The sequence below is a fragment of the Mycolicibacterium sp. XJ1819 genome (assembly GCF_053483675.1).
In genome coordinates, this window is sequence record NZ_JBEFST010000001.1 from 296935 (window position 1) to 316923 (window position 19989).

22 protein-coding genes are annotated in these 19989 nt (G+C 69.9%); 7 read left to right on the forward strand and 15 right to left on the reverse strand.

Annotated elements, in window-relative coordinates:
• Positions 1 to 116: 116 nt before the first annotated feature.
• Both ABQE89_RS01440 and ABQE89_RS01445 read right to left on the reverse strand, forming a co-directional pair.
• Complete coding sequence (locus tag ABQE89_RS01440; protein WP_448413375.1) at positions 117 to 707, reverse strand: hypothetical protein; 591 nt, start codon at positions 705 to 707, stop codon at positions 117 to 119.
• A 123-nt stretch (positions 708 to 830) separates the two neighbouring features.
• Positions 831 to 1034: a cold-shock protein gene (locus ABQE89_RS01445; RefSeq protein WP_006243848.1), complete on the reverse strand. Its 204-nt coding sequence runs from the start codon at positions 1032 to 1034 to the stop codon at positions 831 to 833.
• Positions 1035 to 1313: 279 nt separating this feature from the next.
• On the opposite strand from ABQE89_RS01445, the gene ABQE89_RS01450 reads away from it, so the two are divergent.
• Positions 1314 to 3662: a DNA 3'-5' helicase SftH gene (locus ABQE89_RS01450; protein ID WP_448413377.1), complete on the forward strand. Its 2349-nt coding sequence runs from the start codon at positions 1314 to 1316 to the stop codon at positions 3660 to 3662.
• Entirely contained in the window at positions 3659 to 4672 is a 1014-nt protein-coding gene (locus tag ABQE89_RS01455; RefSeq protein WP_448413379.1) for a PAS domain-containing protein, read from the forward strand. Before ABQE89_RS01450 ends, ABQE89_RS01455 begins: the two co-directional genes overlap by 4 nt.
• On the opposite strand, the gene ABQE89_RS01460 is transcribed toward ABQE89_RS01455, so the two are convergent.
• Genes ABQE89_RS01460 through ssd form a run of 7 tightly spaced genes read right to left on the reverse strand, consistent with a single transcriptional unit; the run spans position 4661 to position 9144 of the window.
• Complete coding sequence (locus tag ABQE89_RS01460) at positions 4661 to 5098, reverse strand: Rv3654c family TadE-like protein (RefSeq protein WP_448413566.1); 438 nt, start codon at positions 5096 to 5098, stop codon at positions 4661 to 4663. The two genes, ABQE89_RS01455 and ABQE89_RS01460, sit on opposite strands and share 12 nt — an antisense overlap.
• Complete coding sequence (locus ABQE89_RS01465; RefSeq protein ID WP_448413568.1) at positions 5001 to 5282, reverse strand: TadE family type IV pilus minor pilin; 282 nt, start codon at positions 5280 to 5282, stop codon at positions 5001 to 5003. Before ABQE89_RS01465 ends, ABQE89_RS01460 begins: the two co-directional genes overlap by 98 nt.
• Positions 5283 to 5323: 41 nt before the next feature.
• The gene (locus ABQE89_RS01470; RefSeq protein WP_448413381.1) at positions 5324 to 5515 is read right to left on the reverse strand and encodes a DUF4244 domain-containing protein; all 192 of its coding nucleotides are present in this window, start codon (positions 5513 to 5515) and stop codon (positions 5324 to 5326) included.
• A 32-nt stretch (positions 5516 to 5547) separates the two neighbouring features.
• Positions 5548 to 6126, reverse strand: a complete 579-nt coding sequence (locus tag ABQE89_RS01475; RefSeq protein WP_448413383.1) for a type II secretion system F family protein — start codon at positions 6124 to 6126, stop codon at positions 5548 to 5550.
• Positions 6123 to 6902, reverse strand: coding sequence for a type II secretion system F family protein (locus ABQE89_RS01480; RefSeq protein ID WP_448413385.1), 780 nt, complete (start codon positions 6900 to 6902; stop codon positions 6123 to 6125). Before ABQE89_RS01480 ends, ABQE89_RS01475 begins: the two co-directional genes overlap by 4 nt.
• Positions 6902 to 8062, reverse strand: a complete 1161-nt coding sequence (locus ABQE89_RS01485; RefSeq protein ID WP_448413387.1) for a TadA family conjugal transfer-associated ATPase — start codon at positions 8060 to 8062, stop codon at positions 6902 to 6904. Before ABQE89_RS01485 ends, ABQE89_RS01480 begins: the two co-directional genes overlap by 1 nt.
• Positions 8059 to 9144, reverse strand: coding sequence for a septum site-determining protein Ssd (gene ssd, locus ABQE89_RS01490; RefSeq protein ID WP_448413389.1), 1086 nt, complete (start codon positions 9142 to 9144; stop codon positions 8059 to 8061). The genes ABQE89_RS01485 and ssd overlap by 4 nt, the downstream gene beginning before the upstream one ends.
• Before the next feature lie 437 nt (positions 9145 to 9581).
• Between ssd and ABQE89_RS01495 the strand changes: the two genes are divergently transcribed.
• On the forward strand, positions 9582 to 10439 hold the full coding sequence (locus ABQE89_RS01495) for an HAD-IB family hydrolase (protein WP_448413391.1): 858 nt from the start codon (positions 9582 to 9584) through the stop codon (positions 10437 to 10439).
• Positions 10440 to 10874: 435 nt separating this feature from the next.
• Here ABQE89_RS01495 and ABQE89_RS01500 read toward each other — a convergent pair whose 3' ends face one another.
• Entirely contained in the window at positions 10875 to 11627 is a 753-nt protein-coding gene (locus tag ABQE89_RS01500; RefSeq protein ID WP_448413570.1) for a Fic family protein, read from the reverse strand.
• Positions 11628 to 11743: 116 nt separating this feature from the next.
• On the opposite strand from ABQE89_RS01500, the gene acs reads away from it, so the two are divergent.
• Positions 11744 to 13726 carry an acetate--CoA ligase gene (gene acs / locus ABQE89_RS01505; protein ID WP_448413393.1) on the forward strand — a complete coding sequence of 661 codons (1983 nt, stop codon included), beginning with the start codon at positions 11744 to 11746 and terminating at the stop codon, positions 13724 to 13726.
• Here acs and ABQE89_RS01510 read toward each other — a convergent pair.
• Positions 13723 to 14481 carry a chymotrypsin family serine protease gene (locus ABQE89_RS01510; protein ID WP_448413395.1) on the reverse strand — a complete coding sequence of 253 codons (759 nt, stop codon included), beginning with the start codon at positions 14479 to 14481 and terminating at the stop codon, positions 13723 to 13725. The two genes, acs and ABQE89_RS01510, sit on opposite strands and share 4 nt — an antisense overlap.
• Before the next feature lie 109 nt (positions 14482 to 14590).
• Here ABQE89_RS01510 and ABQE89_RS01515 point away from each other — a divergent pair, with 109 nt between their 5' ends.
• Both ABQE89_RS01515 and ABQE89_RS01520 read left to right on the forward strand, forming a co-directional pair.
• A complete protein-coding gene (locus tag ABQE89_RS01515; RefSeq protein ID WP_448413572.1) occupies positions 14591 to 15109 on the forward strand; it encodes a phage holin family protein in 519 nt (172 codons plus the stop codon).
• Positions 15110 to 15137: 28 nt separating this feature from the next.
• Positions 15138 to 16091, forward strand: a complete 954-nt coding sequence (locus tag ABQE89_RS01520) for an alpha/beta fold hydrolase (protein ID WP_448413397.1) — start codon at positions 15138 to 15140, stop codon at positions 16089 to 16091.
• Here ABQE89_RS01520 and marP read toward each other — a convergent pair whose 3' ends face one another.
• Genes marP through nth form a run of 4 tightly spaced genes read right to left on the reverse strand, consistent with a single transcriptional unit; the run spans position 16092 to position 19503 of the window.
• Complete coding sequence (gene marP / locus ABQE89_RS01525; RefSeq protein WP_448413399.1) at positions 16092 to 17279, reverse strand: acid resistance serine protease MarP; 1188 nt, start codon at positions 17277 to 17279, stop codon at positions 16092 to 16094. It lies immediately after the preceding gene.
• Positions 17276 to 18052, reverse strand: coding sequence for an NUDIX hydrolase (locus tag ABQE89_RS01530; protein ID WP_448413401.1), 777 nt, complete (start codon positions 18050 to 18052; stop codon positions 17276 to 17278). Before ABQE89_RS01530 ends, marP begins: the two co-directional genes overlap by 4 nt.
• Positions 18049 to 18696 carry a TlpA family protein disulfide reductase gene (locus ABQE89_RS01535; RefSeq protein WP_448413404.1) on the reverse strand — a complete coding sequence of 216 codons (648 nt, stop codon included), beginning with the start codon at positions 18694 to 18696 and terminating at the stop codon, positions 18049 to 18051. Before ABQE89_RS01535 ends, ABQE89_RS01530 begins: the two co-directional genes overlap by 4 nt.
• A 15-nt stretch (positions 18697 to 18711) precedes the next feature.
• Positions 18712 to 19503, reverse strand: coding sequence for an endonuclease III (gene nth / locus ABQE89_RS01540; RefSeq protein WP_448413406.1), 792 nt, complete (start codon positions 19501 to 19503; stop codon positions 18712 to 18714).
• Positions 19504 to 19647: 144 nt separating this feature from the next.
• Here nth and ABQE89_RS01545 point away from each other — a divergent pair, with 144 nt between their 5' ends.
• Complete coding sequence (locus ABQE89_RS01545) at positions 19648 to 19941, forward strand: hypothetical protein (RefSeq protein ID WP_448413573.1); 294 nt, start codon at positions 19648 to 19650, stop codon at positions 19939 to 19941.
• Positions 19942 to 19989: the final 48 nt, after the last annotated feature.

Below are 19989 nucleotides of genomic sequence, written 5' to 3' on the forward strand. Positions count from 1 at the left end.
TTCGCTCCACTTCTACTGTTGCCTGCAGCGCCGGATATGACACGCCGACCTGTCGGCAACTGACAATTTGGCACCCCGCGCGGGCCGACGCAAACTGGCCCCCCTCGCGCGGCGGGTCATACGCGTGGCCATTGTTCGAACGCCTCGACGTCTCCCGGGGGTTCCCCCACGTTCTCTACCAGGCGCGATAGCCGTCGTCGCCCGCTCACCCGCAGCGCGGGACGGGCCCCGCGGGTGCCGATCAACGTCGGGGCGATCCCGACGCGCATCATCGCCGACGCCAGCGGCGAATGGGTGTCCGGGGCGTGCGGGTCCAGGCCCAGCAGGTACCGGCCGTCCTCGGGGGTGCCCGCCGCTATCGTCCACGCCCGCAGCTCGCGCGGGCCGGGTAGCCAGTTCGGCGGGACGGTCTTGACCGCGCCGCGCGTCCATTCGGTGGCGATGCCGACCAGACGTGAGTCCAGCGCGGTACGCACCAGCGGCGTGTCCTCGTCGGTGCGGGCGATCTCGGGCTCCAGGCCGGCCTCGGAGATCATCTCGGCGAGCGCCTGGGCCCGCCAGGGCCGGTCCACGACCACCGACAGTCGCGCGGCCTTGTCGCCGCCGCTGCCGACGAGCACCACCTGCCCCGGCGCGGCCAGGATCCCGGTCAGGTCGGCAACCGCGGGCGGCACCGATTCTGCCGAGAAGAACGACAGCTGGCTCACGCAAACGACAGTAGGGCAGCGTCGCGCGACTGAAGGGGTGCCGCCCCGCGGGGCGCCCGAAACGAAACACCCCGCGCCACCCTCTGTCGGGTAGTGCGCGGGGTCGTTTTCGAATTCGGTAGGTCAGACCGCCCGAACACCCGTGGCCTGCGGCCCCTTCGGGCTCTGGCCAACCTCAAACTCGACCTTCTGGTTCTCCTCCAGGGTGCGGAAGCCCGACCCCTGAATTTCCGTGTAGTGGACGAAGACATCAGCGGAGCCGTCCTCCGGGGCAATGAATCCGAAGCCCTTCTCCGCGTTGAACCACTTCACAGTTCCCTGTGGCATTTCCTGTTGTTTCCTTCTCTTATTCACCGGGTGCGGTCCACCGTGTTTCGGTACACCGGGCCCGTTCCGACCGCCATACCTTCGCGGTGTCGCCGGAACTCGACCCGACCTACAACCCTCGCAGGAACCGCGATCGCAACGTCGATCCTGCGAGTGCTAATACACGAACACAGAAGCTGCGACCGGGCTAAGTAGATCATGTTCGGGGCCGCGGCGACAGTGGAGTCGCGAGCAAGTGGGCAACAATCCAGCTAACGAGTGGTGTCAGGAGGGCAGGAAATGGCGGATTTCGGCCGCGAACTGCTGGCCTGCGTGGTCGACGGCGTCGGCCCGGCCGGGGCCGACCCGCTGCGCCACGTCGCGGATCTGCCTGCCCGCACCGGGCGGCCACTGCCCTGGCCGGCGTGGGCCGACCCAGATGTGGTGCGGGCGTTCCGTGATCACGGCATCGAGGCGCCGTGGTCGCATCAGGTCGTCGCGGCCGACCTCGCACACCACGGCCGCCACGTCGTGCTCGCCACCGGAACGGCCTCCGGCAAGTCGCTGGCGTACCAACTTCCGATTTTGACGACACTGAACGACGATCCCCGGGCCAGGGCGCTGTATCTGTCGCCGACCAAGGCGCTGGGCCATGACCAACTGCGCGCCGTGACGGCGTTGACCGCGGCCGTGCCTGCGCTGCGCGATGTCGCGCCGAGTGCCTACGACGGCGACAGCCACGCCGACGTGCGCCGCTTCGCCCGTGAGCGCTCGCGCTGGATCTTCTCCAATCCCGACATGATCCACCTGTCGCTGTTGCGCAACCACGCCCGCTGGGCGGTGTTCCTGCGCAACCTGCGCTACCTCGTTGTCGACGAATGCCATTACTACCGCGGCATCTTCGGGTCCAACGTGGCGATGGTGCTGCGCCGGCTGATGCGGCTGTGCGCGCGCTATTCGGCGACCCGGTCGATGCCGACGGTCATCTTCGCCAGCGCCACCACGGCGTCGCCGGCGGCGACGGCATCGGAGTTGATCGGGCAGACCGTCGTCGAGGTCACCGAGGACGGCTCTCCGCAGGGCGCGCGCACGGTGGCGTTGTGGGAGCCGGCGCTGCGAGACGACCTGGTGGGCGAAAACGGCGCTCCGGTACGACGTTCGGCCGGGGCCGAGGCCGCCAAGGTGATGGGCAACCTGATCGCCGAGGGCGCCCGCACACTGACGTTCGTGCGGTCCCGGCGCGGCGCGGAACTGACCGCGCTCGGCGCGCGGGACCGACTGGGCGAGATCGCCCCCGAACTCGCCGACAAGGTGGCGTCCTACCGCGCCGGCTATCTGGCCGAGGACCGTCGCGCGTTGGAACGCGCACTGGCAGAGGGTGAACTACGCGGACTGGCCACCACCAACGCGTTGGAGTTGGGGGTGGACATCGCAGGGCTGGACGCCGTGGTGCTGGCGGGCTTCCCCGGTACCGTGGCGTCGTTCTGGCAGCAGGCGGGCCGGTCGGGTCGACGGGGCCAGGGCGCGCTGATCGTGTTGATCGCCCGCGACGATCCGCTGGACACCTATCTGGTGCACCATCCCCGGGCACTGCTGGACAAGCCGATCGAGCGGGTGGTCATCGACCCGTCCAATCCGCATGTGCTTGCGCCGCAACTGCTCTGCGCGGCCACCGAACTTCCGCTGACCGAGGCCGAGGTGCGGATGTGGAATGCCGAACAGGCCGCGGAGTCGCTGGTCGACGACGGGTTGCTGCGTCGGCGGGCCAACGGCTTCTACCCGGCCCCCGGTGTGGATCCGCATCCGGCGGTGGACATCCGGGGCGCCTCCGGTGGCCAGATCGCGATCCTGGAAGCCGGCACCGGCCGGATGCTGGGCAACACCGGCGTCGGTCAGGCGCCCGCGTCGGTGCATCCCGGTGCGGTCTACCTGCACCAGGGCGAGAGCTACGTCGTCGACTCGCTCGACTTCGAGGACGGGGTGGCGTTCGTGCACGCCGAGGATCCCGGCTACACGACGTTCGCCCGCGAACTGACCGACATCACGGTGACCGGCCAGGGCGAGCGAAACAGCCACGGCCCGGTGACGACCGGGCTGGTGCCGGTGTCGGTGACCAACACGGTGATCGGTTATCTGCGCCGCCAGGTCAGCGGTGAGGTGATCGACTTCGTCGAACTGGACATGCCACCGCGCACGCTGGAGACCATGGCGGTGATGTGCACGATCACTCCGGAGGAGTTGGAGCGCAACGGTATCGACCCGCTGCGGGTACCCGGCGCGTTGCATGCCGCCGAACACGCCGCGATCGGCTTGCTGCCGTTGGTGGCCAGTTGCGATCGCGGCGACATCGGCGGGGTTTCCACGGCCGTCGGCCCGGTGCACGGTCTGCCGACGATCTTCGTCTACGACGGCTACCCCGGCGGCGCGGGTTTCGCCGACCGCGGCTTCCGGGCCATGCAGACCTGGTGGGCGGCGACGGCTGCGGCGATCGAGGCGTGTGAATGCCCGATGGGATGTCCGTCGTGTGTGCAGTCACCGAAGTGCGGCAACGGCAACGATCCGCTGGACAAACCGGGTGCGGTGCGGGTGCTGCGCCTGGTGCTGGAGGCACTCGCAGCATCCCCGGCCACCGTTAAGATGCCACCATGAGCCACGACTGGCTGCTCGTGGAAACTCTCGGCAGCGAGCCCGCCGTGGTCGCCCAAGGTACTCAGACCGAGAACCTGATCCCGATCAGCGTGTATCTGCGCCGCCACCCGCACCTGATGGCGGTGCAGACGGCCATCGGCGAGACCGTGCGGGCAGGCCAGGGCCTGAGCAGCATCACCCCGAAGAACGACCGCGTGATCAGCACCGAGGTCGTCCAGATGACCGACGGCCGCATCCACGGCGTGCATCTGTGGATCGGGCCGCCCGACATGGAGCCACCCGCGCGTCCGGTGCCCGGTCCGCTCATCTGGGACCTGACCAACGGCACCGCGCACGGCACCGACGAGTCGCTGGCCAACAGCGGATGGGATCCGGAAAAGACGCCGCCCCCCGGCCGCACGTTGGCCGACGACCTGCCCAGACGCGAGCTCAATTCGCGCGAAGCCAGGGTGCTGGCCATGGTACTTCGACGCCAGCCCGGTGAAACACTGTGCAGCACATGGGATGTCACCGACTACCGCGGGGAGCCGATCACCATCGGCTTTGTGACGCGGACGCTGGCCGAAGGCGAGGACGACGGGAGCGAACGCCTGTTGTGCCGCGCGATGAACTGGCGCAGCGACCGCGAGGACAGCGTCGAACCGGGCGATCACCTCGCGCAGCGGATCCTCGACGGGCTGGCGCAGCCCGGCGTGCACCGGGCACTCGTCGACCCGGCCAACTGGACGCTGCTGAAGTGGCTCGACGACCCGGTACCGTTCTTCGACTGGCGCGTCAGCCTGGCCGGTGAACGCCTGGTTCATCCCGCCGACCGTGTCCAGTTGGCCAGGATGGCAACCGAATTCGCGTCCGGGACGGCCGTGGGCGTGCTGCGCATGGTGACCCAGGGCGGCGAATGGGCGCCCGCGCACGTGACCGTCAGCAGGGTCGAGATCTCCGACGACGTGTTCGCCGGCCTGGCGACCATCCGCCGGCCCACCGCCGAGGAGATGGCCGACCTAGGGGACTGAGACCGGTCCCGCCCTGGCGATGGCACGTGCGGGCCCGAGCGCGAACCTGCCGAGGGTGACCGCCGCTTCGACGGTGACGACGACGTCGAGTTCGTCCACCGCGCAACCGGTGGCCGATGTCTGGGTCTTTTGTGCCACCGCGGCGGCATGTGCGCACGCCGCGGCGGCACCGTGCGCGAGGCGAGCCGCCGCCGCCACCGCAGCCAGGTCGGCCGCGGCCTGGGCACGATGCCGGGCGATCGCCGCCGAACCGACGTAGAGACCGGCGACGGTGAGCGTGATCAGCACCGCGATCATCGCGACGGCCACCAGCGCCGCCGACCCCTGCTCACGGCACGCCGACCTCCACCATTGCCGCCGACCGGGCGGCCAGGCTGACCCATGGCAGCAGCGGCGCGTCCGCGGTGACGATAACCACCACGAAATCGCCGTCGCGGCGCACCTGCACCGCGGCGCCCTCGGGCGCAATGGCCCGTACCGCCGCCGCCCCCTCCTTCCCGCGCGCGGCCAGGCGCGCGGCCTCCCGCGCCGCATCGATGCAACGCACTTGCGTCGACACCGCGGTGAGCCCGGCCAGACACCACAGCAACACCACCACCAGCGCGGCGATCCCGAACGCCGCCTCGACGGTGGCGAATCCGCGCTCGTCACTTACACATTGGTGTTCAGCGCGCGGCTGATGATGTTGGTCAGTGCGCTGACAATCGAGTCCCCGGTCACCACCGTGTACAAGATGGCGCCGAACGCGGCGGCCGCTATCGTGCCGATCGCGTACTCGACCGTTGACATGCCGTCCTCGTCCACCACCAGCAGCGTGAGCCGCGCCTGTAGTCTGCGAATCATATTTCCCCCCAATGGTTTTCCTCCTCCTCGGACTACCCCAACATCCCCGACGTCAGCACGTCACCCGCCAGCCCCGCAACCACCGGAACGATGCCCAGGCACAAGAACGCGGGCAGATAGCACAGCCCGAGCGGCCCGGCGATCAACACCGAGGCCCGCTCCGCGGCGGCGCGGGCCGCATCCGCCGCGTCGTCGCGGCAACCGACGGCCAGATCGGCGACGCCCTCGGCCAGCGCGGCGCCCGAGGCCGCCGAGCGGCGGGCCAACCGCAGCAGCGCTTCGGTGTGCGGATCCAGGCTTCGTTCCGGACCCGACCACGCCGTGGCGGGTTCGGCGCCCAGCGCGAGCAGATCGGCCGCGCGCGTCAGCAGCCGGGCCAGGTGAGGCGGCGCTGACAGCGCGGTCGCGGCGGCCGCGGCGGACACCGCCATGCCCGAGCGCAGACACGCGGCCAGCGCGTCGAACGTGGATGCGGCGGCGAGCGGATCGTCGGGGCCGGTGGGCCGCGGCCGCCGCGGTTCGGTCACCCGCAGACCAAGGCGGGCCCTTTTTCGCCGCGGATCGGCGCCAAGCACCAGCGCGACGGCCAGAAACACTGCCGCGAGGCTCATTTGAGCGCTCCGGCGGTGATGCGGTCCGACCACAGCAGGCCCGCGCACGCAAGCAGGACTCCGACGACCAACAGCACGCCGCCCACACCGCCGGCGAGCAGAAATCCGACGGGATCCGCTCCGATCGCCTGTCCCAGCCCGATCCCGACCACGGGCAGACCCGCGAGCACGGCAGCGGTGGTGCGCGCCCCCGCCATACCCGCGTCCACCCGGGCACTGAACCGTTCGCGCTCGGCGATATCGCGCTGCGCGGTCTGCATCAGCGTCGCGATCGCCAGGCCGTGCGCCTGCGCGAGATGCCAACACACCGCAAGGCGCTCCCAGTGCTCGGGCCGCGTCGAGGAGGCCGCGATGCTGCGCATACCGGCCGCGACGTCGGCCCCCATCCGTGCCCGCGCCGCGACGGTTCGCAGCGATGCGCCCACCGCGCCGTCGACCTCGCCCGCCGCGGCGCCGAACGCGGCCACCGGGTGCGCGCCGACGCGCAGTTCGCCGACGAGCACATCCAGCGCGCCCTGCAGGGCGTCGGCTTCGGCCGTGCGGTCGCGCCGGTGCTGTCGCCGTCGTCTCCGCACGTGAAGCGTCACGCCGACGATCACGGTCGCCGCACCGACGCCCGGCGCCGCGAGCACCCCCGCCCCCACCGCGGCAGCGACGAGGATCAACGGCATCAGTGCACGGCGGCCACGGGTGTGCCTGCGCGTGTGAACCCTGTGCAGCGACGGACCGGGCGCGATCACCAACGCCAGCGCCAGCAGCAGCGCCACGGCGGCCATCACTGCGTCCGGGCTCTCACGAGCTTGTCCAACAACTCGGCACCACAACCGAATCCGCGGTCGGCATGCCAGGCCGAGGTCGCGCGCACGCGCCCGTCGTCGGGTTCGAGCACGGCGACCTCGCTCAGCCTGCGCCGGCCGTCGCTGCCGCGGCCGACGTGCAGCAGCACCTGCACCGCGGCAGCGAGTTGGCTGTGCAGCGCGGCGCGGTTCAACCCGCCGGCGGCGGCGAGCGCCTCCAGTCGCGCGGGCACGTCGGCCGGGCTGTTGGCGTGCACGGTGCCCGCGCCGCCGTCGTGGCCGGTGTTCAGCGCGGCGAGCAAATCGACGACCTCCGGCCCGCGCACCTCACCGACGACGATCCGGTCCGGCCTCATCCGCAGCGCCTGCTTGACCAGGTCACGCACCGTCACCTCGCCGACCCCCTCGACGTTGGCACACCGCGCGACGAGCTTCACCAGATGCGGGTGGGCAGGTTCCAGTTCAGCCGCATCCTCCACGCATACGATGCGCTCACCCGGGTCCACGGCGCCCAGCGCAGCGGCCAGCAGTGTGGTCTTGCCCGCGCCTGTACCACCGGAGACCAGGAAGGCCAGCCGCGCGCCGATCACCTTGTCGAGCATCGCCGCCGCGGGCGCGGCGATGGTGCCGGCACGGATGAGCGCGGCGAGGTCCTGGCCGGCCGGCCGTAACACCCGCAGCGACAGACAAGTGCCGTCCCGGGCGACCGGTGGCAGCACCGCGTGCAGACGGACGGTGAACTGGCCTGTGCCCAGCCCGGTGAGCTGGCCGTCCACCCAGGGTTGCGCCTCATCGAGGCGGCGGCCGGCCGAAAGCGCCAACCGTTGTGCCAGCCTTCGCACCGCGGCCTCGTCCGCAAACCGAATCCTGCTGCGCCGCAGCCCGTTTCCGTCATCGACCCACACCGCGTCCGGCGCGGTGACCAGCACGTCGGTGGTGTCCGGCGCGCGCAGCAGAGGTTCGAGGACCCCGGCTCCGGTCAGTTCGGTCTGCAACACCCGCATGCTGCTGAGCACTTCGGTGTCCCCGAGCAATCCACCCGATTCGGCCCGGATCGCCTCGGCCACCACATCGGGCCGCAGCGGCACCGGCTCGGCCGCCAGCCGTTCGCGGACCCGATCGATCAGCGAGGCGCTCACGTCGGGACCACCGCCTGATGCCGACGCAGCACCGCCAGCACCTCACGCGCCGCGACGGCCAGCGGCGACCTGCGCCGCATCCGAAGACCGCCGCGCTCCAGAGCCTCCGCCACGCCCGGTTGCGGCCGCATCGCCGCGAGCAACGGTAGACCGACGGTGCCGGCGACCTCACCGCAGCGCAGCCCACCCGGCGCCGGGCCCCGCACGACCAGGCCGGTGTTCGGGTTCACCGCCGCCACCCACCGCGCCGCCGCGGCCGCCGCCGCGCAGGACCGCACATCCGCGGGCGCGATGACGACGACGAGATCCGCCGTCTCTATCGCGGTCACGGCCGCCGGCGTGGACCGCCGCGGCAGGTCACACACCACCGTCGCGCCGCCGCGACTACCGGCGTCGACCACCGCGCCCAGAGGCGCCGCGTCGATGTCGCCGCCGTCTCGGCTGCCCGAGAGCACGCTGATTCCGCGGTAGCGCGGAAGCGCGTCGCGCAGCGCCGGATAGGTCAACCGCCCGCCCCGTAGCTGCAGATCGGGCCAGCGCAGCCCCGAGTCGGCCTCGCTGCCCAGCACCAGATCGATGCCGCCACCCCATGGGTCCGCGTCCACCAGGACCGTGTCACCGACCTCGGATGCGATGCGCGCCAACGCCGTCGCGAACACCGAGGCGCCCGCACCACCACGGCCACCAACGACGGCCACCACTGCGCCGCGCCTGCCCCGCTCGACGGCCGCCTCCGCGGCGCCGGACAGTTCCGACATCAACTCGCCGTCCTGTCCGGGCAGGACCAGCACCCGCTGCGCTCCGACCGCGATCGCGGACTGCCAGTCGGTGTCGTCGGGTTCGGCGTGACCCACCAGGACCACCCAGGCGCGCCGCGGCAGCGCGCGACCGGCGCTGCGGCGCGCGGCGGGGCCGTCGAGAATCACCGCGACGGCACCCGTCCACGCCCGCGGACCCGACGGTTCGGTGGCATGGACGACGGGCAGTCGCGCGGCGGCGCAGATCCGATCGACGTCGGCGCGCAGCACCGGGTCGGCGACGAGCGCAAGGACCGCGCTCGTGGTCTCGGGCGGGGTGGTCATCAGCCCACCTTGCGGTCAGAGCCCGACACCTGACCACGACCGTTGGCAAGTCTGTGGATGAATTCGGCGCTGGGGACAGCCGCAAAACAGGCTACGAAAACGGCAGATAACCGAAAAAAGAGAATCACGTTCCGCAACTTTTGACAGCGCAACTGCCGTATCCGGTATGCGAAATGGCGACGAAAAAGAGACGACCCCCGCCAGGGGGGGAGGAGGCGGAGGTCGTCGTGTATCAGCCCCGGGGGGTCGGGCTGATCCACACTCGGCCTAAGCCGAGTGATGCCCACTATACACACGCCAGTTGGGGCGCGGGCAAGTCCTGCTTGCCAAGAAAAGCAGCTGGTCGGCGCAAAGGTGCGGCCACCGGCACCTGTCTTGAACTGCCATTTTGTACACTCTCTCGCGAAATGTCACTCCGAGGCCCCTATGCTGGCGTTGTGACCGCATCGGACCAGTGGGCGGCGGGGTCGAGCGCACCGGACACGGGCACGCCGGCCGGTGGACCCCCTCGTACCGCCGCGTTCTTCGACCTCGACAAGACCGTCATCGCAAAGTCGAGCACCCTCGCTTTCAGCAAACCCTTTTTTGATCAGGGGTTGATCAGCAGACGGACCGTTTTGAAGTCGTCTTACGCCCAGTTCCTTTTTCTGATGTCCGGCGCCGATCACGACCAGATGGACCGCATGCGGTCCTACATCACCAACATGTGCGCCGGATGGGACGTCGAACAGATCAAGTCCATCGTCGGCGAGACCCTGCACGACATCGTCGACCCATTGGTGTTCGCCGAGGCCGCGGAGTTGATCGCCGACCACAAACTGTGCGGCCGCGACGTGGTGGTGGTCTCGGCATCCGGCGAGGAGATCGTGGCCCCGATCGCGCGAGCGGTGGGCGCCACCCATGCGATGGCCACCCGCATGGTCGTCGAGGACGGTAAGTACACCGGAGAGATCGCGTTCTACTGCTACGGCGAGGGCAAGGTCGAGGCGATCCGCCAACTCGCCGCGCGCGAGGGCTATGCGCTCGAGCACTGCTACGCGTACTCCGACTCGATCACCGACCTGCCGATGCTCGAAATCGTCGGTCATCCGACGGTGGTGAACCCGGACCGCGCCCTGCGCAAGGAGGCCGCGGCGCGGGGGTGGCCGGTGCTCACCTTCACCAAACCGGTCTCACTGCGCGACCGGATTCCGGCGCCGTCGGGGGCCGCGGTCGCCACCACCGCAGCGGTCGGGGTGAGCGCGTTGGCCGCCGGTGCGTTGACCTACTCACTGCTGCGCCGCTTCGCTTTCTGAGCCCGGTCTTCGGGCGGTCGCCACCACCGGCGGTAACGATCCGTCAACGCGGCGAAGTTGGGCCTTGATGTGACCGCGGTCACGGGGTACAAAGGAGTCACGGAGACAAGGCGAGGCCAAGGCCGAGTCGGAAGAGAAGGCTCGGACTCCCGAACCAGGTCTCCCAGCACGGGTCCCGGTACCCACGCGGAGCACAAGCCGCCATATAGGCAGAAGTGTTGCGGGCCTGCGTAATTGCGAGAAGCGGACGACGGGAGTCTGTCCCACCGACAACCCTTTGGGTGGGGTTGCAGTCGTAGCGCATCGACAAGACGCCGAGGCCAACCCACGCAGCCCACCGGAGCACGCCTGGTAACCGGAGTCCGTGCTAGCGGGCGACGAGCCGATCCATTCGGAACGTCGCCCGCTTCATTTGTGTAACCGAGTGTTACCGGCCTACTGGTCGAGGAACCCCTGCGCGATCGACAGCGCCTCCCGGGCGCCCTCGTGCAGTCCGCGGCACTGCAGCAGCAGCCAGGCCGTCAGCCCTTCGGCGGTGCCCGAGGCGAACCCCCGCGCCGCGGCCTGATAGTCACCCGAGCGACGCATCCAGTACACCTCCGGCACCCCGAGCCCGTGCGGGTCGAGCCCGCTGGTGATCGTCACCAACCGTGATGCCGCCCGCGCCACCACGCCGTCGGCCGTGCCGAACGGCGCCAGCGTGAGCAGTTCACCGTGCACCACCGCGGCCAGCACCGGCGCGGGCACGCCCGTGCCGCCGGTGACGATGTCGGCCAGCAGCGCAAGCCGCCGCCCCACGTCGGCATCCGCGCGCGGCCGCCCGAGCCCGTCGTCCTCGGCGATGTCGGCGGCCGCCAGCGCGTGCAATCGGGCGATGGCCTGCAGCGGAGCCCGCCGCCACACCCCAATCAACGACGTCGTTCCGCCCTCCATCGCGTCGGCGACCCGCAACGCGCCGGCCAGCACCGGGTCCGGCGTGCCGTCGTCGGCCAGCTGCAACGCGCCGCCGTCGAGCACCGACGACGCACGCGCCGCCCGGACCGCGGCCTCCGCGGCCGTCGTCGGCCAGCCCCGCAGGTTCGCCCGGTGTCGGTGCGCGCGGCCGAGCGCTTCGCGGGCCTCCTCACTGGCTTCCGCGACCCCGGGCAGGCGCGCCAACGGAGACAGCGGATCGACACCGCTTTCCACACCACCGGTCACGGCTGCAGGCTAGCCCGGCATCCGATCTCGGCACGCACGCGCCCCACAACGCCGGGGCGGCATCCCGCGGTCACGGACACCGGCCGGTGATTAGGCTCACAGGTATGTCCGAGACCCACACCGAAGTTCCGTCCGTCTACCCCCCGTCCGAGGAGTTCGCGGCGAGCTCCAACGCGACCGAGGAGATGTATCGCGAGGCAGAGCAGGATCGCCTGGCGTTCTGGGGCGAACAGGCCAACCGACTGTCTTGGCAGACCCCGTTCACCGAGGTGCTGGACTGGTCGGACGCGCCGTTCGCCAAGTGGTTTGTCGGCGGCAAGCTCAACGTGGCCTACAACTGCGTGGACCGCCACGTCGAGGCCGGAAACGGCGACCGGGTCGCGCTGTACTGGGAGGGCGAACCCGTCGACGACTCGCACGCGCTGACCTACGCGCAGCTCAAGGACGAGGTCTGTAAGGCCGCCAACGCGTTCACCGAACTGGGATTGACCGCCGGCGACCGCGTCGCCATCTACATGCCGATGGTCCCCGAGGCGATCATCGCGATGCTGGCCTGCGCGCGACTGGGCGTGCTGCATTCGGTGGTCTTCGCCGGCTTCTCGGCGTCGGCGCTGGCCGCCCGCATCGGCGACGCCGAGGCCAAGTTGGTCATCACCACCGACGGGCAGTACCGCCGCGGTAAGGCGGTCTCGTTGAAGGAGGGCGCCGATCAGGCGGTGCAGGGCCAGCCGTCGGTGCAGCACGTCGTGGTGGTGGAGCGCACCGGTATCGATGTGCCCTGGACCGAGGGCCGCGACCTGTGGTGGCACGACATCGTCGACCGCGCGTCGAGCGAGCACACGCCCGAGGCCTTCGACTCCGAGCACCCGCTGTTTCTGCTCTACACGTCGGGTACCACCGGCAAGCCCAAGGGCATCATCCACACCACCGGCGGCTTTCTGACCCAGGCGGCCTACACCCACTACTACGTCTTCGACTCCAAACCGGAGACCGACGTCTACTGGTGCACCGCCGACATCGGGTGGGTCACCGGCCACAGTTACATCGTGTTCGGCCCATTGGCCAACGGCGCCACCCAGGTGGTCTACGAGGGCACCCCGAACTCACCCAACGAGCATCGGCACTTCGAGATCATCGAAAAGTACGGCGTGACGGTCTATTACACGGCCCCGACGTTGATCCGCACGTTCATGAAGTGGGGTCGCCAGATTCCCGACGCCCACGATCTGTCCAGCCTGCGCCTGCTCGGATCGGTCGGCGAGCCGATCAACCCGGAGGCTTGGCGCTGGTATCGCAAGGTGATCGGCGGCGACCGGACACCGGTGGTGGACACCTGGTGGCAGACCGAGACCGGGGCCATCATGATCTCCCCGCTGCCCGGGGTGACCGCGGCCAAGCCGGGCGCGGCGATGACTCCGCTGCCGGGGATCTCGGCCCAGATCGTAGACGACGACGGCGACCGCATTCCGCCCAGCCCGCCCGACGGCGACCCGGTCACCGGCTATCTGGTCCTCGACCAGCCCTGGCCGGCGATGCTGCGCGGCATCTGGAAGGACCCGGAACGCTACAAGGACACCTACTGGAAGCGGTTCGAATCCCAGGGGTGGTACTTCGCCGGTGACGGCGCCCGCTACGACGCCGACGGCGACATCTGGGTGCTGGGCCGCATCGATGACGTGATGAACGTGTCCGGGCACCGCATTTCGACCGCCGAGGTGGAATCGGCCCTCGTCGGCCACGCGCATGTCGCCGAGGCCGCAGTGGTCGGCGCCAGCGATGCGCAGACCGGTCAGGCGATCTGCGCCTTCGTGATCCTGGAGGCGGCCGCGGCGAACAAGCAGAGCGACGACATGGTCGACGAACTGCGCGCCGAGGTCTCCCGCGAGATCTCCCCGATCGCCAAACCCCGCGACATCCACGTGGTGCCCGAACTGCCCAAGACCCGCAGCGGAAAGATCATGCGCCGCCTGCTGCGCGACGTCGCCGAAGGACGCGAGCTCGGCGACACGTCGACGTTGGTGGACCCCAACGTGTTCGAGGCCATCCGCGCCAGCAGGGCAGCCACCTCCGGGCCCCCCGAGGCCTAAGCGGTCGGCCCCGCGCCGACCGGGACGAAGCCCGAGCCCGGACGGTTCTTGGCGGTGATGTCGGCGAGCACGGCGTTGATCGAGACGGTCACGGCCGGCGTGTGCAGCGGGATGTACTTGATGATGCACGTCGGCAGGGTCTCCGAGAACGCACCGTGGATCATCCCGATCAGCCGGTTGTTGACGGTGACGGGTGCCCCGGAGTCGCCAGGCTGCCCGCACACCTGGTTGACGATGGTGCCCGGTTCCTCGCCGCGGCCCCATGTCACACCGCACGAATATCCGGTGGTGCGGCCCAGCTTGCACGCGATGTCGCCGACGCTGGGGTCGGCCCCGAGGCCGTCGATCTGAAATCCGTTGACGTTGTTGGTCGGCCGGACCTTCTGCGGATCGAACTGGATCACCGCGTAGTCCAGGGCGTCGTTGCCAGCGACCATCGTGCCGACCACCCCCGCGGCCTCGGCCCCCTCCGCGGCGACCTGTGCGCCCGGACCACCGCAGTGTGCGGAGGTGAAGCCGATCAGGTTGCCGCGGTTGTCGTTACCGATCGCGGTCAGCGTGCACATCGTCTCGCCGTTGACGATCAGCCCCGACCCACCGCCGAGCACCACCGGGTCGGCCGCCGGCGCCGGCGCGGCGGTGGGCAACGACAAGACGGCCGCCCCGGCGACTGCTGCGAGAACCTGCAGGCATCGGGCGATGGTTCTCAACTGAACAACTCCCGTCGACGTGCCCGACCCGCGGTCAAAGAACATGCTCAGTCTATCGTCGGCCGGGGATCGTTTAGGCGCACGCCACATGGCAACATGAACCGCAACGACATTGAAACGACATTGACGAGCGACATCGACGAGCGTGGAGGAACTGTCCGTGAGCGATCGCAGGAATGGCGTGCCGACCACCGTGACCTCGATTCCGCTGGTCGATCCGCACGCGCCGAAGCCCGATCCGTCCCTGGGTGACCTCGTCAAGGACGCCACCGCACAGGTGTCGACTCTGGTGCGCGCCGAGGTCGAGTTGGCCAAGGCGGAGATCACCCGCGACGTGAAGAAGGGGCTCACCGGCAGCGTCTTCTTCGTCCTGGCGTTGGTGGTGCTGTTCTACTCGACGTTCTTCTTTTTCTTCTTTCTCGCCGAACTACTCGACACCTGGATCTGGCGGTGGGCGGCGTTTTTGATCGTGTTCGGCATCATGGTCGTGGTCACCGCGGTGTTCGCCCTGCTCGGCTACCTCAAGGTGCGCCGCATCCGAGGCCCGCAGCAGACCATCGAGTCGGTCAAGGAGACCCGGGAGGCGTTGACGCCGGGTCATGACAAGCCCGAGAAGGCGCTGGTGCCGACCGACGGTAAGCCGGCGCCGACCTCGGACCCGTCGGGCTGGTAGTGGCGCGCGGGGCCGCGCCGGCGATGACATGACTTTGCCGCCCAGTCCATCGGTGGTGCGCATCGACGGCCCGTGGCGCCATCTGGAGGTGCACGCCAACGGGATTCGCTTCCATGTCGTGGAAGCGAACCGGACCGGCGCGGACGCCGCGGTGGCCGAGCTGCCCTTGGTCATCTTGCTGCACGGGTTCGGCTCGTTCTGGTGGTCGTGGCGCCACCAACTGCGTGGCCTGACCGGCGCCCGGGTGGTGGCCGTGGACCTGCGGGGCTACGGCGGCAGCGACAAACCCCCGCGCGGATACGACGGCTGGACCCTGGCCGGTGACACCGCCGGCCTGGTGCGCGCGCTGGGCCACCAGACCGCGACACTGGTCGGCCACGCCGACGGCGGGCTGGTGTGCTGGGCCACCGCGGTGTTGCATCGACGCGCGGTCCGAGCCATCGCCGTGGTCAGCTCCCCGCATCCGGCCGCGCTGCGCGCCTCGGCGCTGACCCGGCGCGATCAGGGGCTGGCGCTGCTGCCGTGGCTGTTGCGCTATCAGCTGCCGATGTGGCCCGAACGCGTGTTGACCCGTCGCAACGCCGCCGAACTGGAACGCCTGGTGCGCAGCCGGGCCGGCCGCAAATGGGTTGGCTCCGAAGACTTCTCCGAGACCATCGGACACCTGCGACGAGCCATCCAGATTCCCTCGGCGGCCCATTCGGCGCTGGAGTATCAGCGCTGGGCGGTGCGCAGCCAGTTCCGCGGCGAGGGCCGCCGGTTCATGCAATCGATGAATCGGCCGTTCAACGTGCCCGTCCTGCATCTGCGCGGCGACGCCGATCCGTACGTGCTGGCCGACCCGGTCGATCGCACCCAGCGCTATGCCCCGCACGGCCGCTTCGTATCCATCGATGGCGCAGGGCATTTCGGCCACGAGGAGGCACCCGGCGTGGTCAACGAGCAGCTGACCCGGTTCCTTGCGGAGGTCTACGGCCGCTGATCAGGTGACGCAGGCTCCGGTCGGCACGCGCTCGGAGTTGCCCACCTGCATCAGCTGGCGGCGGACCTCGTCGGCGGTCAGCACGAACCCGGTGTCGGCGTCGTCGACCGCCGCGCCGAAGACCACGCCCAGCACCCGGCCACTCGGGTCAATCATCGGACCACCCGAATTTCCTTGGCGCACACTGCCTCTGATCGTGTAGACCTCACGTGTCACGGTGGAGGTCCGATAGATGTCCGGCCCGTTGAGCTCGATGATCTCGCGGATCCGCGCCGGGGTGGCCACGAAATCCCCACCACCGGGATAGCCCATGACCACGGCGTCGGTGCCGGTCTCGGCGGGCGCGTCGGTGAAGGTCAGCGGCGCCGAAGGCAGGTTCGGCACGTCGAGGATCGAGATGTCGGCCTGGGGGTCGTAGGACACCACGATCGCGTCGTAGCTCTGCCCGTCGACCTCCACGGTCGCACTCTCCGCACCGGCCACCACGTGGGCGTTCGACATCACCCGGTTGGGAGCCACGACGAAACCGCTGCCCTCGAGCACCTTGTGGCAGCCCGGCGCGACACCGCGGATCTTGACCACGCTGGGGCGCGTCGCGGCCACCACGGGGTCGGCGGCCAACGCTGCGTTGGGGACGTCGACGGCCACGATCGGCGTACGGCCGAACGGCTGGAGCACGTCGGGCAGGCCGGAGGTGTCGAGCAGCGCCGAAAGCCGCGCGGGCACCGACCGCAACCAGCTCGGCGCGGCGTCGTTGACCTCTTTGAGCACCTTGGAACCGCGCACCGCCGCGGCCAGGTCCGGCTGGTCGGACGATTGCAGCGGATAGGTCAGCATCCAGGCGGCCACCAGCACGGCGACGATCTGCAGCGCCACCCCGACCGTCGAGTCGAAGGCCCGCATGGCGGGGTTGCGGATCGCGCCGCGCACCGCGCGGCCCAGCACCACGCCGGCGATCTCGCCGACGACCACCAGCGCGAGGATCAGAAACAGCGTGACGAACAGCTTGGTGCGGGGCCCGTCGATGTGCACCACCACGTGCGGGGCCAGCAGCACCCCGGCCACCGCGCCGAGCACCACGCCGACGAACGACAGCAGCGAACCCAGCGCACCCGAGCGCCACCCCGAGATGGCAGCCACGAAGGCGACCGCGATGACGGCGAGGTCGAGCCACTGCGACGAAGTCATGATTGGGTTTCACCGTAGTCGGAAGCCCCGCCGACGAGCGCCATTGCGTCCTCGAGTTCGCGGATGTCGTCGGTGTCCCACGGCACCGCCCACCCGGCGACGCCGAGCATCGCCGCGATCACCTGGCCGGTGAAACCCCACACCAGCATCTCGTTGAGCAGGAACGCCGGCCCCGCGTAGCGTCGGCCATTGTCCTTGCGGTACACCATGATCCGGTTCTCCGGATTGGTGAACGCCCGCACCGGGACACGGGTGACGTGTGCGGTCTCGGAGGGGTCGACGACGGCGACGGGGCCAGGGTCGGCGGCGTACGCCAGCACCGGCACCACGTGAAAACCGGACGGCGGGATGAACATCTGCTCAAGCGTGCTGAGCGGATGCAGCCGGGTCGTCTCGATACCGGTCTCCTCGGTGGCCTCGCGCAACGCGGTGTGCACCGGCCCCTGGTCGTCGGGGTCGGCCGCGCCGCCGGGGAAGGCGGCCTGACCTGCGTGGTGGCGCAGCGTGGAGGCCCGGACGGTGACCAACAGGTCGGCGTCGTCGGGCAGCGCCCCCGGTGGCGCGTCGGGCGGGCCGGAGAACAACACCAGCACCGCGGCATCGCGCCGGGGTTTTGTCGAATCCCCGGCCGCCGCCATCAGAGCCAGCATCTCGGGAGGCACCCGTCGCCGATACACCTGCGGCACGTGATCGACGTTGTCGACGAGGGGTTTGAGCCAGGGCGGGGCCACGTCGGGGGCCAGCCGATGGCTGCCCTGGCTGGCCCAGCTCACCCCGGCTCTCCTAACTGTGGCTCCACCGCTGCGGCGATCTCCTCAGCGGTGGTGAACGACCTCGGCAGGATTTCGGCAACGCTACCGTCCGCGCGCAGGACCACCGTCGCGGGCATCACGTTGGGCACCTGCAATGCGGCCGCGATCTGCCTGCGCCCGTCCTGCAACGTCGGCAGGTGCACCCCCAGCTCGGAAAGCCGCAGCAGCGCCGCGGTCTCGTTCTCGTCCTGATGCACTGTCAGCACGGTCACGTCGTGGCCGACCCGTCGCTGGTATTCGGCCATGGCGGGCAGTTCCTGGGTGCACGGACCACACCAGTAGGCCCACAGGTTGAGCACCACCGTCCGGCCCGCCAGCGCCTCGGCGACGTCGACCCGCGACCCGTCGCCCGCGCATTCCAGCACGATGCCCCGCAGGGCCTCGGGACCCGCTCCGGCCCCGGCCGGTGGGCAGGGCTGGAGTTCCGCGCGCGCCCGCGGCCCGGCCAGCGCCTCGGCGGTGTCGGCGTCGCGGCGATCCCGTGCGGAGGTCTGCTCGGCGGATCCGGGCGCCGACCCGTCATCGCCGAGCTCCAGCCACAACGCCACCCCGAGCGCGGTGAGTACGACCAGCACCGCGACGGTCCACCGGGTCGAGACGCTCATGGGTGCGGGCGACCCTTACAGACCGGCCAGCGCCAGCAGGTGCTCCCGTTCGGGACCCTTGACCAGCGGCGCGGCCAGCAACGGATCGGTGGGTCCGAGGCCGAACGACGGGCAGTCGTTGGCGAGCACGCAGACACCGCAGGCGGGTTTGCGGGCGTGGCAGACCCGCCGGCCGTGGAAGATCACCCGGTGGCTCAGGTCGGTCCACTCGCGGCGCTCGATGAGCTCGCCGACCGCGTGCTCGACCTTGACCGGATCCTCCTCGGCGGTCCAGCGCCAACGCCTGACCAACCTGCCGAAGTGGGTGTCGACGGTGATGCCCGGCACGCCGAACGCGTTTCCGAGGATGACGTTGGCGGTCTTGCGGCCGACCCCGGGCAGCGTGACGAGCTCCTCCATCGTCGCGGGCACCTCGCCGTCGAACCGCTCGACGAGTTCCTGCCCGAGCCGGATCAGCGCAGTCGTCTTGTTGCGGTAGAAGCCGGTCGGGCGGATGAGTTCCTCGAGTTCGGCGCGGTCGGCCTGCGCGTAGTCGCGCGCGGTGCGGTATTTCTTGAACAGCGCAGGCGTCGTCAGGTTCACCCGCTTGTCGGTGCTTTGCGCCGACAGGATGGTCGCGACCGTCAACTCCAGCGGGTTGGTGAAGTCCAGCTCGCAATAGACGTGCGGAAAAGCTTGCGCCAGGGTGCGGTTCATCCGGCGCGCGCGGCGGACGAGACCCAGGCGCGTCTCGTTGTCCCATTTGCGGGCGCGCTTGGCCGGTTTGGCTGGGGCGGGCTGCTCCGCCGAGGTGTCACCCACGGTCACGGCACTCAGCGTAGCCACGGTCTGTGACGCCGGTGGGCACGGCGGCTGCGGACCGGTGGCGATTCGTGATCTCGCTGAGACCTTCGCCGTGTTTACTTCAGCCTTGTGTCGTGGTTGCTCGTCGCGCTCATTCCGGGGTTGCTGATGTTGGCGGCCTTCGGGTTGCAGCGACTCGAAGCCAGCCTCAGCCGCGACACGGTGTCGGTCACCGACGTCGCCGGCTTCCTGAACCAGGCGGAGGCCGCCGACGTCTCCAAGCTGGCGCGCGACGGGATGAGCCCCGCCCTGGACGGCCTTCAGCAACGCTTGGCCGAGCGGCACAAGAGTTCGCGCACGGTCAGCACCGACCGATCTAGCACGGGTTTGCCAGCACGCCTGAGCGTCCGGCATCAGACGAATACTGAGTTTCGGCCGACTCGCCACGCGAATCGTGTGTAGCGTGGGCTGGTCGCGTCTGAGATACCTCTAGACTGATCTCGCTTACCA

Coding starts and splice junctions, on each gene's coding strand:
- ABQE89_RS01445 (WP_006243848.1), bottom strand. CDS start 1,034: ATGCCACAGGGAACTGTGAAGTGGTTCAACGCGGAGAAGGGCTTCGGA.
- ABQE89_RS01450 (WP_448413377.1), top strand. CDS start 1,314: ATGGCGGATTTCGGCCGCGAACTGCTGGCCTGCGTGGTCGACGGCGTC.
- ABQE89_RS01455 (WP_448413379.1), top strand. CDS start 3,659: ATGAGCCACGACTGGCTGCTCGTGGAAACTCTCGGCAGCGAGCCCGCC.
- ABQE89_RS01470 (WP_448413381.1), bottom strand. CDS start 5,515: ATGATTCGCAGACTACAGGCGCGGCTCACGCTGCTGGTGGTGGACGAG.
- ABQE89_RS01475 (WP_448413383.1), bottom strand. CDS start 6,126: ATGAGCCTCGCGGCAGTGTTTCTGGCCGTCGCGCTGGTGCTTGGCGCC.
- ABQE89_RS01480 (WP_448413385.1), bottom strand. CDS start 6,902: ATGGCCGCCGTGGCGCTGCTGCTGGCGCTGGCGTTGGTGATCGCGCCC.
- ssd (WP_448413389.1), bottom strand. CDS start 9,144: ATGACCACCCCGCCCGAGACCACGAGCGCGGTCCTTGCGCTCGTCGCC.
- acs (WP_448413393.1), top strand. CDS start 11,744: ATGTCCGAGACCCACACCGAAGTTCCGTCCGTCTACCCCCCGTCCGAG.
- ABQE89_RS01510 (WP_448413395.1), bottom strand. CDS start 14,481: ATGTTCTTTGACCGCGGGTCGGGCACGTCGACGGGAGTTGTTCAGTTG.
- ABQE89_RS01520 (WP_448413397.1), top strand. CDS start 15,138: ATGACTTTGCCGCCCAGTCCATCGGTGGTGCGCATCGACGGCCCGTGG.
- marP (WP_448413399.1), bottom strand. CDS start 17,279: ATGACTTCGTCGCAGTGGCTCGACCTCGCCGTCATCGCGGTCGCCTTC.
- ABQE89_RS01535 (WP_448413404.1), bottom strand. CDS start 18,696: ATGAGCGTCTCGACCCGGTGGACCGTCGCGGTGCTGGTCGTACTCACC.
- ABQE89_RS01545 (WP_448413573.1), top strand. CDS start 19,648: ATGTTGGCGGCCTTCGGGTTGCAGCGACTCGAAGCCAGCCTCAGCCGC.